General features: G+C 57.3%; 18 protein-coding genes. 12 read left to right on the forward strand and 6 right to left on the reverse strand.

Annotated elements, in window-relative coordinates:
* Positions 1 to 11 precede the first annotated feature (11 nt).
* The 3 genes from N5923_RS02600 to puuE are packed head-to-tail and all read left to right on the forward strand — an operon-like array spanning position 12 to position 2,451.
* On the forward strand, positions 12 to 731 hold the full coding sequence (locus tag N5923_RS02600; RefSeq protein WP_267140957.1) for a GntR family transcriptional regulator: 720 nt from the start codon (positions 12 to 14) through the stop codon (positions 729 to 731).
* Positions 728 to 1,456: an allantoin racemase gene (hpxA, locus tag N5923_RS02605; protein ID WP_267140958.1), complete on the forward strand. Its 729-nt coding sequence runs from the start codon at positions 728 to 730 to the stop codon at positions 1,454 to 1,456. Before N5923_RS02600 ends, hpxA begins: the two co-directional genes overlap by 4 nt.
* 35 nt (positions 1,457 to 1,491) lie before the next feature.
* Positions 1,492 to 2,451, forward strand: a complete 960-nt coding sequence (gene puuE / locus N5923_RS02610; RefSeq protein ID WP_267140959.1) for an allantoinase PuuE — start codon at positions 1,492 to 1,494, stop codon at positions 2,449 to 2,451.
* 100 nt (positions 2,452 to 2,551) lie between these two features.
* Here puuE and hpxZ read toward each other — a convergent pair whose 3' ends face one another.
* From hpxZ to N5923_RS02630, 4 genes are read right to left on the reverse strand one after another with little or no spacing between them, the layout of a single operon-like run.
* Entirely contained in the window at positions 2,552 to 2,935 is a 384-nt protein-coding gene (gene hpxZ, locus N5923_RS02615) for an oxalurate catabolism protein HpxZ (protein ID WP_267140960.1), read from the reverse strand.
* 2 nt (positions 2,936 to 2,937) lie between these two features.
* Positions 2,938 to 4,335, reverse strand: coding sequence for an AtzE family amidohydrolase (locus N5923_RS02620; protein WP_267140961.1), 1,398 nt, complete (start codon positions 4,333 to 4,335; stop codon positions 2,938 to 2,940).
* On the reverse strand, positions 4,332 to 4,517 hold the full coding sequence (gene hpxX, locus N5923_RS02625) for an oxalurate catabolism protein HpxX (protein ID WP_267140962.1): 186 nt from the start codon (positions 4,515 to 4,517) through the stop codon (positions 4,332 to 4,334). Before hpxX ends, N5923_RS02620 begins: the two co-directional genes overlap by 4 nt.
* A gap of 12 nt (positions 4,518 to 4,529) precedes the next feature.
* The gene (locus N5923_RS02630; protein WP_267140963.1) at positions 4,530 to 6,116 is read right to left on the reverse strand and encodes a gamma-glutamyltransferase family protein; all 1,587 of its coding nucleotides are present in this window, start codon (positions 6,114 to 6,116) and stop codon (positions 4,530 to 4,532) included.
* Between the two features lie 149 nt (positions 6,117 to 6,265).
* Here N5923_RS02630 and hpxU point away from each other — a divergent pair, with 149 nt between their 5' ends.
* The 9 genes from hpxU to uraH all read left to right on the forward strand — a co-directional run bounded on the left by hpxU (position 6,266) and on the right by uraH (position 13,607).
* Positions 6,266 to 7,105 carry a MurR/RpiR family transcriptional regulator HpxU gene (gene hpxU / locus N5923_RS02635; protein WP_267140964.1) on the forward strand — a complete coding sequence of 280 codons (840 nt, stop codon included), beginning with the start codon at positions 6,266 to 6,268 and terminating at the stop codon, positions 7,103 to 7,105.
* Between the two features lie 195 nt (positions 7,106 to 7,300).
* The gene (locus tag N5923_RS02640) at positions 7,301 to 8,086 is read left to right on the forward strand and encodes a transporter substrate-binding domain-containing protein (protein WP_267140965.1); all 786 of its coding nucleotides are present in this window, start codon (positions 7,301 to 7,303) and stop codon (positions 8,084 to 8,086) included.
* A 9-nt stretch (positions 8,087 to 8,095) separates the two neighbouring features.
* Positions 8,096 to 8,761 (forward strand): amino acid ABC transporter permease, encoded by a 666-nt coding sequence (locus N5923_RS02645; protein ID WP_267140966.1) that lies wholly within the window; start codon positions 8,096 to 8,098, stop codon positions 8,759 to 8,761.
* Positions 8,761 to 9,417: an amino acid ABC transporter permease gene (locus N5923_RS02650; RefSeq protein ID WP_323372674.1), complete on the forward strand. Its 657-nt coding sequence runs from the start codon at positions 8,761 to 8,763 to the stop codon at positions 9,415 to 9,417. The genes N5923_RS02645 and N5923_RS02650 overlap by 1 nt, the downstream gene beginning before the upstream one ends.
* Positions 9,398 to 10,135, forward strand: a complete 738-nt coding sequence (locus tag N5923_RS02655) for an amino acid ABC transporter ATP-binding protein (protein WP_017800723.1) — start codon at positions 9,398 to 9,400, stop codon at positions 10,133 to 10,135. Before N5923_RS02650 ends, N5923_RS02655 begins: the two co-directional genes overlap by 20 nt.
* Positions 10,136 to 10,166: 31 nt before the next feature.
* On the forward strand, positions 10,167 to 11,405 hold the full coding sequence (locus N5923_RS02660) for a pyridoxal-phosphate-dependent aminotransferase family protein (protein ID WP_267140968.1): 1,239 nt from the start codon (positions 10,167 to 10,169) through the stop codon (positions 11,403 to 11,405).
* A complete protein-coding gene (gene hpxK / locus N5923_RS02665; protein ID WP_267140969.1) occupies positions 11,405 to 12,682 on the forward strand; it encodes an allantoate amidohydrolase in 1,278 nt (425 codons plus the stop codon). Before N5923_RS02660 ends, hpxK begins: the two co-directional genes overlap by 1 nt.
* 98 nt (positions 12,683 to 12,780) lie before the next feature.
* A complete protein-coding gene (gene uraD / locus N5923_RS02670) occupies positions 12,781 to 13,275 on the forward strand; it encodes a 2-oxo-4-hydroxy-4-carboxy-5-ureidoimidazoline decarboxylase (protein ID WP_267140983.1) in 495 nt (164 codons plus the stop codon).
* The gene (gene uraH / locus N5923_RS02675) at positions 13,272 to 13,607 is read left to right on the forward strand and encodes a hydroxyisourate hydrolase (RefSeq protein WP_267140970.1); all 336 of its coding nucleotides are present in this window, start codon (positions 13,272 to 13,274) and stop codon (positions 13,605 to 13,607) included. The genes uraD and uraH overlap by 4 nt, the downstream gene beginning before the upstream one ends.
* Before the next feature lie 540 nt (positions 13,608 to 14,147).
* Here uraH and N5923_RS02680 read toward each other — a convergent pair.
* Both N5923_RS02680 and N5923_RS02685 read right to left on the reverse strand, forming a co-directional pair.
* Positions 14,148 to 14,915 (reverse strand): amidohydrolase, encoded by a 768-nt coding sequence (locus tag N5923_RS02680; RefSeq protein ID WP_267140971.1) that lies wholly within the window; start codon positions 14,913 to 14,915, stop codon positions 14,148 to 14,150.
* Complete coding sequence (locus tag N5923_RS02685) at positions 14,903 to 16,063, reverse strand: pyridoxal phosphate-dependent aminotransferase (protein ID WP_267140972.1); 1,161 nt, start codon at positions 16,061 to 16,063, stop codon at positions 14,903 to 14,905. The genes N5923_RS02680 and N5923_RS02685 overlap by 13 nt, the downstream gene beginning before the upstream one ends.
* Positions 16,064 to 16,192 lie beyond the last annotated feature (129 nt).

Genomic DNA, 16,192 nt, shown 5'->3' on the forward strand with positions numbered 1-16,192 from the left:
CGGAGCAGGTAATGAAGAGTGAAAATGGCCTGAAAACGGCTGCTGACCTGAATGATAAAGACGAGCCCATCTACCAGGCGCTGATGTCGGCGATTGTGGAACATCAGTTGCCACCAGGTAGTAAATTGCCTGAAGAGGCCCTGTCGGAGGTGTTTGGCGTCAGCCGTACCGGCATTCGTAAAGTGCTGCAACGCCTCGCGGCAGTGCAAATGGTCACCCTGATGCCCAGGCGTGGTGCACAGGTGGCGACGCCGGGAGTTGATGAAGCTCAGGATATATTTCGCACCCGTGCATTAATCGAATGCGCTAACTTACCTTTTGTCCTGGAACACTGTCAGCCACCACATCTGGCGGCGCTGGAGAAGCTGGCGCGCCAGGAGCAGCAGGCCCATGAACAGCACAATGGCCCGGCGGCGATCCGCTTATCGGCGGCGTTTCATATTCAGTTGCAGGCAATTTCCGGTAATCAGGTGCTGACCGAAATGGTTTCGCGTCTGACCCAGCGCTCGTCGCTGGTGATTGCTGCCTGGGGCGCCCCCTGGCAGCAGGGTTGTCGCTGTAACGACCACGATCGTCTGATCGCCATGCTGCGTGAAAAAGCGCTGCAACCGCTGACTGACACCATGCAGCAACATTTTGCGAATATCGTAGCCAGTCTGCACTTTGAACGCAGTGGCGAAACCCTGCCGGACTTTGCCCGCCTGTTTGGCCTGCCGGGAAGTGCGCAATGATTATTCAGGTGATTAATCCCAATACCAGTCAGGGGATGACCGAAACTATCGCCAGCGCCGCACGCGCGGTGGCGGCAAATAGCACAGAAATCGTAGCAGTCTGTCCTTCGCAGGGTGTACCGTCGATTGAAGGCCATTTTGATGAGGCGATTGCCGCCGTGGGCGTGCTGGAGCAAATTAAGCTCGGACGTGAGCAGGGCGTCAGCGGCCATGTAATTGCCTGCTTTGGCGATCCGGGGTTACTGGCGGCGCGCGAGCTGGCGCAAGGGCCGGTAGTTGGTATTGCCGAAGCGGCGATGCATATGGCGAGCCTGGTGGCGACGCGTTTTTCGATTGTCACCACTTTGCCGCGCACCCTGATTATTGCGCGCCACCTGTTGCAGCAGTATGGCTTTGAACATCATTGCGCCGCGCTGCATGCTATCGATTTACCGGTGCTGGCGCTGGAAGATGGCAGTGGTGTGGCGCAGGAAAAAGTACGCGCCCGTTGTATACAAGCGAAGCGCGAAGATGGCAGCGGTGCCATTGTGCTGGGTTGCGGTGGTATGGCGGCGCTGGCCAGAGAATTAACCGCAGAGCTTGGCCTGCCGGTTATCGACGGTGTCGGCGCTGCGGTGAAAATGGTGGAGTCGCTGGTGGCGCTGGGTTTATCCACCAGCAAACATGGCGATCTTGATTATCCGATCCGAAAAAACATGACGGGTGCTTTTCAGCACCTAAACTGAGTGGATGATTCGGCTCGACGACAGGAAACCTGACAATGACTGATGCCGCAGAAAAGAAAGAATATAGCTTCAATAAAAGCTATCCGCGTGACCTGCGCGGTTACGCTGGTAAGCCGCCGCATGCAGCATGGCCCGATGGTGCGCGGATTGCCGTGCAGTTTGTGCTGAACTATGAGGAGGGTGCGGAGAATAACGTGCTGCATGGTGACGCCGGTTCGGAACAGTTTTTATCCGATATTATTGGCGCCGCCAGTTATCCGGAACGCCATATGTCGATGGACTCGCTGTATGAGTATGGTTCCCGTGCGGGATTCTGGCGGATTCATCAGGAGTTTCAGAAGCGCAATCTGCCATTAACGGTGTTTGGCGTGGCAATGGCGCTGGCGCGTCATCCTGAAATCGTCGATGCGATTAAGCAGGCAGACTACGATGTGGTGAGCCACGGCTGGCGCTGGATCCACTATCAGGGAATGGATGCCAAAACTGAGCGTCAGCATATGCAGCAGGCGGTCGATGTGCTGGTGGATCTGTTTGGCAAAGCCCCGACGGGCTGGTACACCGGCCGTGACAGCCCAAATACCCGTCGTCTGGTGGCGGAGCATGGCGCATTCACCTATGACAGCGACTACTACGGTGACGATCTGCCATTCTGGACGCAAGTGACCTGCCAGGATGGCACGGTAAAACCGCATCTGATTATTCCGTATACCCTGGAAACTAACGATATGCGTTTCGCCACGCCACAGGGTTTTAACACGGCCGAGCAGTTTTACACCTATCTGAAAGACAGCTTTGATGTGCTGTATGAAGAGGGTGAAACTTCACCGAAGATGATGTCGATTGGCATGCACTGCCGTCTGCTGGGACGCCCGGGGCGCTTTAAAGCGCTGCAGCGTTTTCTTGATTACGTGCAGCAGCATGACAAGGCGTGGATCTGTACCCGGCAGCAGATTGCCGATCACTGGGTGGAGAAGCATCCGGCGCCTGAGGTTTAATTTCTCCCTCCCCCATAAAATGGGGGAGGGCAGGGGTGGGGGAGCTGACGACGCTGTTCCCTCATCCTGATCTTTCCCCACCAGGTGAGGGAGGGAATATTTAGCTCATTAAACTCACTTGCGCTGCCACAATCCGCCAGCCATCCGCCATCCGCACCCATGTCTGCTGCTGACGGCCGGTTTTCTCGCTGCCCTGACGGCTAAACTCGGTGCTGCATACCGCATAATCATCACCAAAAGTGGTGATTACCGTATTCTGTAACTGGCGATCTAAGCCGACAGAAGGGCGCGCTGCACGGAATGCGCGGATCGCTTCAATACCATACAGATTCTCACCGGCGCCCAGACGCACAGTGCGCGGGTCATGCCAGAACAGCTCGTCCAGCACCTCAGTATCATTGCCGGTCAGCGCCTTTTCGTAACGGTAAAACGCGCTGGTCACTTCGGCGACAATCGCCGGACGATCGATATAGTCACTATTCATGGTTAAACTCCCATCCTGCTGGCTTGTGCCATCACCAGACCCTGTTGTTCCAGCGCACGTGCGGCACGCAAGCACAGCTCTTCTTTAAACGGCGCGGCAATCAATTGCAGGCCAATCGGCAGACCGCTGGCGGTTTGTAGCGGTACGGTGGTGACCGGCAGGCCAAGGAAAGAGATTGGCTGCGTCAGCATTCCCATACTGGCGCGGGTCGGCAGATCGACACCGTTAATATGAATCGTCTCCTGACCGATGGTGGTGGCGCTGCATGGTGTTGCGGGGGCAATCAGCACATCAAACTGATCGAACAGCGGCAACACCTGCTGCTGGAAATGACGACGGAAACGCTGTGCCTGCACATACCAGGCCGCCGGGATCATCGCCCCCGCCAGCAAGCGCTCGCGTGACAATGGCTCGAAACGATCGGGGCGGGATCGCAGCGCCGGTAAATAGTGGTTGCCGCCTTCTGAGGCGGTAATCAGAAATGCCGAAGATCGGGCGATTTCGGCATCCGGCAGCAGCACTTCTTTGTTGCCGTTCAGTGCGCGCGCGGCAGCGGTCACCGCTGCACGTGCATCGTCATTACACCAGGTCTGGAAATAGCCGCCGAGTACGCCGCAGCGTAATCCCTCCAGACCCTTTTCCAGCCCCGGTAGCGTGGGTTGCAGCGCAATATCGGCCTGAAATGCATCCAGGCTGTCATGCCCCTGCAAGGCGTCATACACCGCCGCCAGATCTGCGGCGCTGCGGGCAAAGGGACCGATATGATCGAGACTGGCGACAAAAGGGTGGCTGCCGCTGCGTGACAGGCGGCCAAAGGTCGGTTTCAGACCTAAAATACCGCACAGCGAAGCGGGCACGCGAATCGAGCCATTGGTATCGGTGCCAAGTGAAAAGTGCACCAGGCCAGCAGCCACCGCCGCGGCGGAACCGCCGGAAGAGCCACCGGCGATACGGCTGAGATCACGTGGATTATGGGTAGCGCCATAGTGGCTGTTTTCGGTGGTAAAACCGTAGGCGTAGGCATCCATATTGAGCATACCGGACAGCAGCGCACCGGACTTAGCCAGCATAGCCACCGCCCAGGCATCCTGGCGCGCCGCCGGGCGGTCGCTGAACAGGCTGGCGCCAGCCAGTGTGCTGTGGCCCGCCACATCGAACAGATTCTTAACTGCATAAGGCACCGCTGCCAGCGCCGGCAACGGCCGTCCCTCACGGCGCAAACCGTCAAGGCGGTCGGCTTCCTGCAACATGCGATCCCGCGTCACCCGGGTCCAGGCATTGAGTGCCGGGTTATGTACTTCAATCGCGCTAAGGGTCTGCCGGGCGATTTCCCGTGCGCTCAGCTCGCCGGATGTCAGTGCGGAGTGCAATTCTGCAATCGAGAGGGCGGAAAGATTCATGCTTTGTACACTCCTGCCACTTCCAGCCGATCGTCAAGCGGATAAGCCATCAGCGGCGCCGACATCGCGGCGATACGGCTAAATTGCGTCAGCAGTTCAGCGCGGCGCGCATCATCTAATTCCAGCGCCAGAACCTGCTCCATTTGCGCCACATACGCGGCCCAGTCAGGGGGATTACTCATCACATTCTCCTGTTAAAAACCGGCAGCACTGCCGTTGCTGCGTGGATCGAACGCGCCTTCCAGCATGCCGTTGTTATGGCGCACAATCGCGCCCGCATGGCCGACGGCCTCGCTAAAGTCCGCCAGCAGTTCAACCTCATGGCCCATTTCACGCAGGGTGGCGATGGTGTCCGCCGAAAAGCGACCTTCCAGTTTCAGAGATTCCGATGCCTGGCCCCAGGTGCGACCCAGCAGCCAGCGCGGCGCACTGACCGCCTGTTGCAACGGCATACCCTGCACCACATGGCGGGTAAACAGCGCCGCCTGGGTTTGCGGCTGACCATCGCCCCCCATTGAGCCATACACCATGGTGCGGCCGTCGTTCAGACGCGCTGCCGCCGGGTTCAGGGTATGGAACGGCTGTTTGCCTGGCGCCAGCGCCAGCAGATGGTCGGGTTGCAGGCTAAAGGCCGCGCCACGGTTCTGCCAGGTAATACCGGTATCCGGCAAGACTACGCCGCTGCCGAATTCATGGTAGATACTCTGGATAAACGACACCGCCAGTCCGCTGCTGTCCATCACCCCCATCCATACCGTATCGCCCGGTCCGCGGCCGCTGCCCCATGGCGCGGCTTTAGCATCATCAATCTGCGCCGCCAGCGCTGCCAGACGATCGCTCTCCAGCAGGGACTGCATCTCTTCGCTGATATGTCGGGGATCGGTGATGTATTGATCGCGCAGGCCAAACGCCAGCTTGGTGGCTTCGACAATACGGTGCACGGTCTGCGCATCACTGGCGCTGGCCATAGCTAACTGGTCGGTAATACCGAGGATCGCCAGCGATACCAGGCCCTGAGTCGGCGGCGTCATATTGTAGATCTCACCCTGCTGGTGTGAGACGCGCAGCGGCGTACGGCGCTTTGCCTGATGATTTTGCAGATCTTCGAGGGTAATCGGCATAGCCAGACGCGACATCTCCAGCGCCAGCTTGTTTGCCAGTGGGCCGCGATAGAAACTCTCCAGCCCGTCGAGGGTCAGCGCCGTCAGGGTATTGGCCAGCTCCGGTTGGGTAAAACGGCTGCCGGCACGCGGGACGTCGCCGCCCGGTAAAAAGGTACGGGCAAAACCCGGCTGATCGACCAGCTCATTATATTTGCTGGCAGTGGCGGAGGCTTGTGACTCCGTGACCGGAATCCCATCGGCAGCATAGCGAATGGCATCAGCCAGCAGGCGCACCAGCGGTTGCTGTGCACCACCCAGCTCAGCAGAAATTTTTAACGCTTCCGCCCAGCCGCTGACGGTACCGGCGACGGTCAGCGCCGCTTTCGGACCACGATGCGGAATACTCTGTTCGCCGCGGTAAAAATCAAAATGGGCCAGTGATCCGGCCGCACCGCTGGCATCGATGGCAACAGGTTCACCTTGCGGCGGCATAATCAGCCAGAAGCCATCGCCACCTAAGCCATTCATATGCGGATAAACCACCGCGATGGTCGCCGCTGCGGCGACCATCGCTTCAATTGCATTGCCGCCTTCGCGCAGCACGGCGAGGGCGCTTTCACTCGCCAGATGGTGCGGCGCGACCGCCATGCCCAGCGGCGCTAAATTGCTCTGAATCATCACTTGCTCTTTTTTATCGGGTTACAGATCACAACAGTGAAGCAAGAGATGTTCCAGGTTGCCAGCGGATTGAGGATTTGCTGTCGCAACGATTGGCCTGAGAATAAATTGTGTTATGTTCAGTGAAACGAAAGTTACAAGAGATCGCTATGAAACAGCTTGATGAACGCCTGAGAAGCCATTACCCGCAGCTGTCGCCACAGGAGCAGCGAATTGCTGACTTTGTCTTCGACCATTTCGACGATCTGATTAGCTATAACAGCGCCGAACTGGCGCGGCTGAGCGGAGTTTCGAAAGCCACGGTCAGCCGTTTATTTAAGCGTTTAGGCTATGAAAAATATAAAGATATGCGCGATGAACTGCGCACCCTGCGCCAGAGCGGTATGCCATTAACCGATAACCGTGATGCAGTGCAGGGTAATACTCTGCTGGCGCGCCACTACAAGCAGGAGATGGCTAATCTGACACAGTGGGTCAACAGCATCGATGCCACGCAGTTTGGCGAGGTTATTCAGGCGATGACCCTGGGAAAACGGATATTTATCATCGGTATGCGCAACTCTTATCCGGTGGCGTCGCACCTGCGACAGCAGCTGATGCAGGCCAGGGCGCAGGTGCATCTGCTGCCGCAACCCGGTCAGACACTGGCGGAAGAGCTGGTGGATGTTACTCCGCAGGATGTGGTGGTGGTGGTGGCGTTTCGTCGTCGTCCGCGCATTATCAGGCCGCTGTTGCAGCAGCTGCAGCAGGACAATATCCCGGTGCTGCTGATCTGCGAACCTCAGGCGCAGGGCGTGATTGCGTTGTCACGCTGGCAGCTGTTTGCCTCGCTGGACAGCGTCTCCGCCTTTGACAGCTATGCTTCGGCGATGAGTGTCGTCAACCTGCTGTCCAATGCGCTGTTGCACGAATTATTATCGCAGGGGCGTCAGCGCATCCATCTGATTGCCGACCTCTATCAGCATCTCGACGAGCTGGAGCAACGCTGACGGGGCACCATTTTGGTGCTTTGCTTCTTTATGATGCATAACAGTGTTGCTGTTTTTTTCTCTCTTTCCCCGCCGCGCCCTTTTAAAATCTGCCACTCAGAAAATTTAAGCGGCAGATTTCTCTCTGGCACATTAGTTGCAGAATGCATTTAACAAGAATCTTTTGTTTCATGATTAACTAACCGGGGTATGATGATGAAAAAGGCATTGATGGCGGTAATGGGCGCGGCGCTGATGTTGTCTCAGGTGACAACCGCAATGGCCGATCAGCTGCAGGATATTCAGAAACGTGGCGTGATCCGTATCGCCGTGCCGCAGGACTTCCCGCCGTTTGGTTCAGTGGGCACCGACCTGCAACCGCAGGGTTACGACATTGATATGGCCAAATATCTCGCCAGACAGATGAAACTAAAGTTACAGCTGGTGCCGGTAACCAGTGCTAACCGTGTGCCTTATCTGCAAACCGATAAAGTCGATCTGGTGATTTCCAGCATGGGCAAAAATGCCGAGCGGGAAAAGGTGATCGATTTCAGCCGCGCTTATGCACCGTTCTTCCTTGGCGTGTTTGGCCCGAAAGATGTCGCGCTGAAAGATGCGGCAGAACTGAGCGGCAAGTCGATTGGTGTCACCCGTGGTGCGGTAGAAGATATGGTGTTAAGTGACGTGGCGCCGAAAGAGGCGCAGGTGAAACGTTATGAAGATAACAACACCACGTTGTCCGCGTATCTCTCTGGTCAGGTGCAGTATGTGGCGACCGGCAACCTGGTGGTGGCGGCAATTGCGCGTCAGAACCCGGCAAAAGCGCCGGTCGCCAAATTTATGCTGAAAGACTCTCCGTGCTTTATCGGCCTGCGTAAAAACGAGCCAGCGCTGAAAGCGCAGGTGGACGCGTTGATTGAGCAGGCGATCAAAGATAAGACCCTGAATGGCATGTCGGAAGAGTGGCTGAAAGCGCCACTGCCAGCGGATTTAGGCGCGTAAGGACGAACCATGATCGGACAACTTAATTTTGCCGCGCTGTGGCCTCACTGGCCGGAACTGCTGTCCGGTCTGTGGGTGACCATCCAGCTTACCGTGGTTGCCACTGTTGGTGGCGTGGGGCTGGGTATTTTTGGCGCAGCATTGCGCAGTGGCAAGCCGTCATGGCTGAGCCGCATCTGGGGCGGCTATGTCGAGCTGATTCGCAACACCCCGTTTGTGGTTCAGCTGTTCTTTATCGTCTTTGGCCTGCCGAATATGGGCATGAAACTGACCGCCGGTGAAGCCGCGCTGCTGGCGATGCTGATTAACCTCGGCGCTTACAGCACCGAGATTATTCGCGCCGGCATTCAGGTCACTCCACGCGGGCAGTGGGAAGCAGGACGGGTGCTGGGTCTGACCCGCGCGCAGACCTTTATTCGCGTGGTGCTGCCGCCATCATTAAAACGTATTTATCCGGCGCTGGTCAGTCAGTGCATTATTGTGATGCTTGGCTCGTCGGTGGTGTCGCAGGTCTCTTATGAAGAGCTGACCTTTGCCGCCAACCTGATTCAGTCGCGCACGTTTTTAAGCTTTGAAGTCTATCTGGTCACTACTCTGATGTATCTGGCGCTGTCGGTTGCCATGCGTCAGCTGTTACTGGCCGCCGGGCGTAAATGGTTTGGAGAGCAGCCATGATGACCACTTTTACCGACTGGGACATCCTGCGCAATCTGCTGCTGGCGGCGCGCTGGACGCTGCTGCTGTCACTGACCGCCTTTATTGGCGGCACGCTGGTGACGCTGCCCCTGTTGCTGTTGCGCCTGACTGGCGGTCGCTGGTCGCTGCGCTTTATCCGCGCTTACGTCGAACTGTTTCAGGGTACGCCGCTGCTGATGCAGCTGTTTCTCGCCTTTTTTGGCGTCGCGCTGTTTGGCATTGATGTCACCCCGTGGACCGCGGCGTCGCTGGCGCTGACGCTATATACCAGCGCTTTTCTGCTGGATATCTGGTTCGGCAGTATTAAAGCGCTGCCAAAAGGGCAGTGGGAAGCGTCCCGCTGTCTGGGGCTGAGTTTTGGCCAGACCCTGTTTCGCGTGGTCGCGCCACAGGCGGTGCGTATCGGTATCGCCCCCACCGTGGGCTTTGCGGTACAGGTGATTAAAGGCACTGCGCTGGCGTCGATTATCGGCTTTATCGAGCTAACCAAAGCCGGCACTATTCTGAATAACGTAACTTATCAGCCGTTTAAGGTATTCGGGTTGGTGGCGCTGGGCTACTTCCTGATGTGTTATCCGCTGTCCCGCTACAGCCAATATCTGGAGAAGAAATTCAATGCCGCTCATCACCATTAATCAGGTACAGAAATATTACGGCGAAAACCATGTGCTGAAAGGCGTCGATCTCGATGTCGACATGGGTGAAGTGATCTCGATTATCGGCCGCAGCGGCTCCGGCAAAAGTACCCTGCTGCGCTGTATGAACGGACTGGAAGGCTATCAGGAAGGCAGCATCAAGCTGGGCGGCGTTACCATTACCGATCGCGACTCGCAGGCGCGCGATATCAGCCGCTCGATCGGCATGGTATTCCAGAGTTTTAACCTGTTCCCGCATATGACCGCGCTGGAGAACGTGATGCTGGCGCCGCGGCGGGTGCTGAAGAAGAAAGAGAGCGAATGTCGTCAGCTGGCGGCGCAGATGCTGGAGAAAGTCGGTCTCGGCGATCGCATGGATTACTACCCGGCGAATCTCTCCGGCGGCCAGCAGCAGCGTGTGGCGATTGCCCGTGCGCTGGCGATGTCACCGAAAGTCCTGCTGTGTGATGAGATCACCTCCGCGCTCGATCCGGAGCTGGTGGGCGAAGTGCTGAAAGTGCTTGAGCAGCTGGCGAAAGAGGGCATGACGCTGATTCTGGTGACCCACGAAATGAACTTCGCCCGCGAAGTTGGCGACCGCGTGGTGTTTATGCATCAGGGAAGGGTATGGGAGCAGGGTGACAGCCGCACGGTATTTGCCGATCCGCAGACGCCAGAGCTGAAACAGTTTATCTCCTCGGTGCGCGGCCTTAACTAAGCATCGGGAACGTCGAATAAAGGAATCTAAGATGGATATCACGCACTACCCACAAATTAATCCGCCACAGCGTCTGTTGATGGGGCCGGGACCGATCAATGCCGATCCGCGTGTGCTGCGCGCCATGTCCAGCCAGCTGCTGGGTCAGTACGATCCGGCGATGACCCACTATATGAATGAGGTGATGGAGCTGTATCGCGCGGTATTCCGTACCGAGAACCGCTGGACGATGCTGATCGACGGCACCTCACGCGCCGGTATCGAAGCGATTCTGCTGTCGGCGATCCGCCCGGGCGATAAAGTGCTGGTGCCGGTGTTTGGCCGTTTTGGCCATCTTTTATGTGAAATTGCCCGCCGCTGTCGCGCCGAAGTCCACACCATAGAAGTGCCGTGGGGCGAAGTCTTTACCCCGGATCAGATTGAAGATGCGATTAAAAAGGTGCGTCCGCGCCTGCTGCTGACGGTGCAGGGCGACACCTCTACCACCATGCTGCAACCGCTGGCGGAGCTGGGCGCGATCTGTCGTCGATATGATGTGCTGTTCTACACCGATGCCACTGCTTCTTTTGGCGGTAACCCGCTGGAAACCGACGCCTGGGGACTGGATGCAGTTTCCGCCGGTATGCAGAAGTGTCTCGGTGGCCCGTCCGGAACTTCGCCGATCACCCTCAGCCCGCAGATGGAAGCGGTGATCCGTAAACGTAAATGCGTGGAAGAGGGGATCCGCACCGCCGCTCATCAGGATGGCGATGATGAGATGATCTACTCCAACTACTTTGATCTCGGCATGATCATGGATTACTGGGGGCCGGAGCGCCTGAACCACCATACCGAAGCCACCAGCGCGCTGTTTGGCGCCCGCGAATGCGCACGTCTGATCCTGCAGGAAGGGCTGGATAACGGTATTGCCCGCCATCAGCTGCACGGCGCCGCAATGCTGGCCGGTATTCAGGGGATGGGACTGGAAACCTTCGGCGATCTGCAGCACAAGATGAATAACGTGCTGGGTGTGGTGATCCCGCAAGGGGTGAATGGCGATCTGGCGCGCAAACTGATGCTGGAAGATTTCGGCATTGAGATTGGCACCTCCTTTGGTCCGCTGATTGGCAAAGTGTGGCGCATCGGCACCATGGGTTATAACGCGCGCAAAGATTGCGTGCTGCAAACTCTTGCCGCGCTGGAAGCGGTACTGAACCATCTCGGCTTTAAAACCACGCAGGGCGCGGCGATGCAGGCGGCATGGGATCTGTACAGCAACGGGAGTCGCTAATGAGTGGCTGCCTGATGAACGCAACCGAAGCTGAACAGGCTGCCGCCCGGGTCATGGCCCGCTGCGACGCGCTGGCGGAAATCAGCGAAACCGGCGATAAGCTGACACGCGTTTATCTGTCACCGGAGCATATACGTGCCAATGCCCGCGTGGGCGAATGGATGGCGGCGGCTGGTATGCAGGTATGGCAGGACAGCGTCGGTAATATTTGTGGTCGCTACGAAGGCGCGGTCGCGGATGCGCCGGCGCTGCTGCTAGGATCGCATCTGGATACGGTGCGTAATGCCGGACGTTATGACGGCATGCTTGGCGTACTGGCCGCCATCGAAACCGTGCAGTATCTGCATCAGCATCAGTTGCGCCTGCCGCTGGCGATTGAGATTATCGGTTTTGGCGATGAAGAGGGCACGCGCTTTGGCATCACCCTGCTGGGCAGTCGCGGTATCACCGGCAGCTGGCCGGAGAGCTGGGTGACGCATCCCGACGGTAACAGCATTACCGTGGCTGAGGCGATGACCGATGTTGGTCTTGATGCCAGCAAAATTGGTCAGGCGGCGCGTCAGGTCAGCGATATTGTGGCTTATCTCGAGTTGCATATCGAACAGGGGCCTTGTCTTGAACAGGCGCAGCTGGCGCTGGGCGTGGTCACTGCAATTAACGGCGCCCGACGGCTTAACTGTCGTTTTATCGGCGAAGCGGGGCATGCCGGCACCGTACCGATGAGTCATCGCAAAGACGCGCTGGCCGCCGCCGCTGAATGGATGGTGTATATCGAAAACAGCACGCCTCAGCATGATGCGCAGCTGGTGGCCACCGTCGGCACCCTGCAATGCGCACCGGGTGCGGTGAATGTTATTCCGGGGGAAGTGAATCTGACGCTGGATGTGCGTGGGCCGGAAGATCAGCCGCTGGCGGTGCTGCTTTCCGAGCTGCTGACCCAGGCTGAAGCTATCGCGCTGCGTCGTGGGCTGACCTTTAGCGCTGACGAGTATTACCATATTGGCGCCACGCGTTGCGATCCGCAGTTACAGGCGGCGTTAACTGAGGCGGTAACGCAGGTGCAGGGGCGCAGTCTGTCGCTGCCAAGTGGCGCCGGGCATGATGCGATTGCGGTAGCCGAGCGCTGGCCGGTAGGCATGCTGTTTGTGCGTTGCGACCGTGGTATCAGCCACCATCCGGCCGAATCGGTTATCGGCAGCGATGTCGCCAAAGCGGTTCAGGCTTACTTACAGGCCGTACATAATATAGCCTGTAGCGACGGCGTTCTCGCCGTTTGAACGGGAGCCGAAAACGGCTCCCCTACGGTCTTTCAGAGGGTCTGCGGTAGGGGCGGCGTTCTCGCCGCCCGTGCCAATAATCTGCACGGGAATTAATGATGACGCTTGATCAGTTCAATCAGCTAAGCGATGCCGAAGCACGTAACGCCATCGCGCATTGTGTGGCGTTGCCGGGCTGGAGCAGCGCGCTGGCGGCGGCGCGTCCTTATGCTTCGGTTGATACGCTGTTGCAGCATGCGGATGCGCTTGCCAGCCAGTGGGCTGGCGACGATCTTGCCCGGGCGCTCACTGCGCATCCGCGCATTGGCGAACGGCCGGTGGGAGCGAGCAAAGAAGCTGCGCTGTCGCGTCAGGAGCAGTCGGCGGTCAGCGACGATCATCAGCCGCTGAAACAGGCGTTGCGCAGCGCTAATCAGCAGTATGAACAGCGTTTTGGCCAGGTATTTCTGATCCGCGCCAAAGGGCGCAGCGGCGAAGCGATGCTGGCCGAGTTGCAGCGTCGGCTGACTAACGATCCACAACAGGAACAGCAGGAAGCATTAACCCAACTGCGTGAAATCACCCTGCTGCGCCTTCAGGAGAGCTTTCAATGAGCACCATTACCACTCATGTACTGGACACGGCGCTGGGCAAACCGGCCAAAGGCGTCGTAATTGCGCTGGAGCAGGACAGTTCAGCTGGCTGGCTGGTGGTCAGCAAAGGCCAGACCGACAATGATGGCCGGATTAAGGACTTCACCGCTGAGCCGCTAACGCCGGGACACTACCGGCTCACGGCTGAGATTGGCGCTTACTTTGCTTTCAGCGGACGTGACACGCTTTATGTGACCGCGCAGATCGATTTCACTATCCCGGCGACCGGCAGTCACTACCATTTGCCGTTTCTGATCTCTCCCTGGTCGTGGTCAACCTATCGCGGTTCCTGATTAAGCTGTTGCCGGGGCGGCCTTCCTGCCGCTTGAAATGAGCCATGCAACCGCAAAAAAAACGAGTTACTCGTTTTGAAAAAGTGCTAATTAATTCTTATTTAATTATGCCTTCTAATGGCAGAATCCTCTTTATTTCCCGCAGTTATCTTGTGTTATTACTGCTTTATTGAGCGGTGATTTTTCATTTTTAGCAGATAAAACAACGTGATCGTTTTTATTCTGACTTATTAGACTTAACTCAAATAGCGGCAGGCGTTGGCATTGATCTATGGGAATTTATTGGCATAATTGCCCGGCATCCCAAAGATACTGGGTCAGCATCAGGGGAATACCCAGAAGTATCAGGCAATTATAATAACTAATGCCGGTGATGTTAATGCCGTACCGGCAACACAGCTTCACAGACACTTTGCAGGGCCACAGGAAGCGCGCAATGTAATGCGCGATGAAACTGATTAATCAGTTTTTTTAACTGAATATAGCAGTATGAATAACGACCATTGCCTGCAGAGAGCTCGCTCCCTGCAGGCAATTTCTTTACAGGCTGAAAGTGTCGGCATCGCGCCAGGCGGGGAATCTCTCGCGATATTCACGCAGCAGCTCCAGCGATAACTCGGCATCAAGACGCGCGGGCTGATGGGGTTCACCGGCCGCCAGAATCTCTCCTTGCGGACTGATAATCCGGCTGTCACCGCTGTACTGATGCTGATTGCCATCGCTGCCGACACGATTACAACCGGCGACATACGCCTGGTTCTCAATGGCGCGCGCCAGCAGTAACGACTGCCAGTGCAGCGCGCGCGCTGCTGGCCAGTTAGCCACATACAGCGCCAGATCGTAGTCGTTCTGATTACGCGAAAATACCGGGAAGCGCAGGTCATAACAGATCTGCGGCAGGATACGCCAGCCGCGCCATTCAATAATCTCCCGACGCTCACCCGCCAGATAGTGATGATGTTCATCACCCATGCGGAACAGATGACGCTTATCGTAACTGTGCAGCTTGCCACCCGGCTCGACCAGCAGAAAACGGTTAACCGCGCCTTTATCGGTCTGAATCGCCGCGCTGCCGCCCACCAGCGCATTGGTCGCTTTGGCATGAGCATGCAGCCATTCGATCACCTGCGCCTGTGGCAGCGAGCTTTGCGCCGCTTCCATCGCAAAACCGGTGGTAAACATCTCCGGCAACACGATGACATCACTGCCACGAATCTCTGCCAGCAGGGCATCAAAGTGACGCAGGTTAGCTTCATTATCCATCCACACCAGCGGTTGTTGCAGTACTGTCAGTTTCAGAGTTGACACAGGCGCTCCGCAGCAGCATCCAGCGTGGCTTCCTGTTTAGCGAAGCACAGGCGGATCAGTTTATGAGGGAAAGGATCGGCGCAGAAGACTGACAGCGGGATCGCCGCCACGCCAACTTCTTTGGTCAGCCACTGGCAGAAGCTTACGTCATCGAGATCGGAGATCGCACTGTAGTCCGCCAGCAGGAAATAGGTGCCTTCACAAGGCAGCACTTCCAGGCGGCTTTTCGCCAGCGCCTGCACAAAACGATCGCGACGCGCGCGATAAAAGTCCGGCAGCTCGCGATAGTGCTCGGGCTGATCGCGCAGCATATCCGCCAGTGCCAGCTGTGCCGGGGTATTGACCGAGAAGGTCAGATACTGATGCACTTTGCGGATTTCCGCACTCAACGCCGCAGGCGCCACGCAATAACCCACTTTCCAGCCGGTCATATGGAAGGTTTTACCAAATGACGACACGGCAATCGCCCGTTCGCGCAGCTGCGGGTGCGCCAGCACACTGGCATGCCCATCAGCGGCAAAACAGATATGTTCATACACTTCATCGCTCAGCACATAGATTTCATGCTCAGCAATAGCCTGCCACAGCGCGGCAAAATCACTTTTCTGCCAGACGCTGGCGGAAGGGTTGTGCGGCGTATTGAGGATCACCAGGCGGGTGCGTGGCGACAGCAGGGCGGCAAACTGTTGCCAGTCCACTTTAAAGCCCGGCGGTTGCAGGGCGATACGCTTCATCACGCCACCGGCAAGGGTCACCGCCGGGGCATAGCTGTCATAGCTGGGGTCAAAACAGATCACTTCATCGCCCGGCCGCACCAGCGCGGTAATCGCGGCATACAGCGCTTCGGTAGCGCCGGCGGTAACGGTAATATCGCTGTCGACGTCAGGCTGATAGCCATACAGTTCGGCGGTTTTCGCTGCTATCGCTGCACGCAGTGGCTGCACGCCGGTCATCGGCGCATACTGGTTAGCGCCCTGGCTGACATGGTACGCCAGACGCTCCTGCAGATAGCCCGGGCCGTCAAAATCAGGAAAGCCCTGCGACAGATTGATCGCCTGATACTGATGCGCCAGCGCGCTCATTTGCGAAAAAATAGTGGTGCCGAGCGCCGGAAGTTTGCTCTCGGGAATCAGGGGTGTTTGACTCATGTGGATTACCTGTAGCGCTATTGTCTGTGCGGTGTGTTGCTGCCACTATAGCCCCGATGGTAATATTTGGCAATCAAGACGCTTAGACGTCTAAAAGTGAATAACAGTAGCGCTGCAAACACCTGAAAA

The sequence above is a fragment of the Winslowiella arboricola genome, assembly GCF_025527015.1.
Classification (GTDB): domain Bacteria; phylum Pseudomonadota; class Gammaproteobacteria; order Enterobacterales; family Enterobacteriaceae; genus Erwinia; species Erwinia arboricola.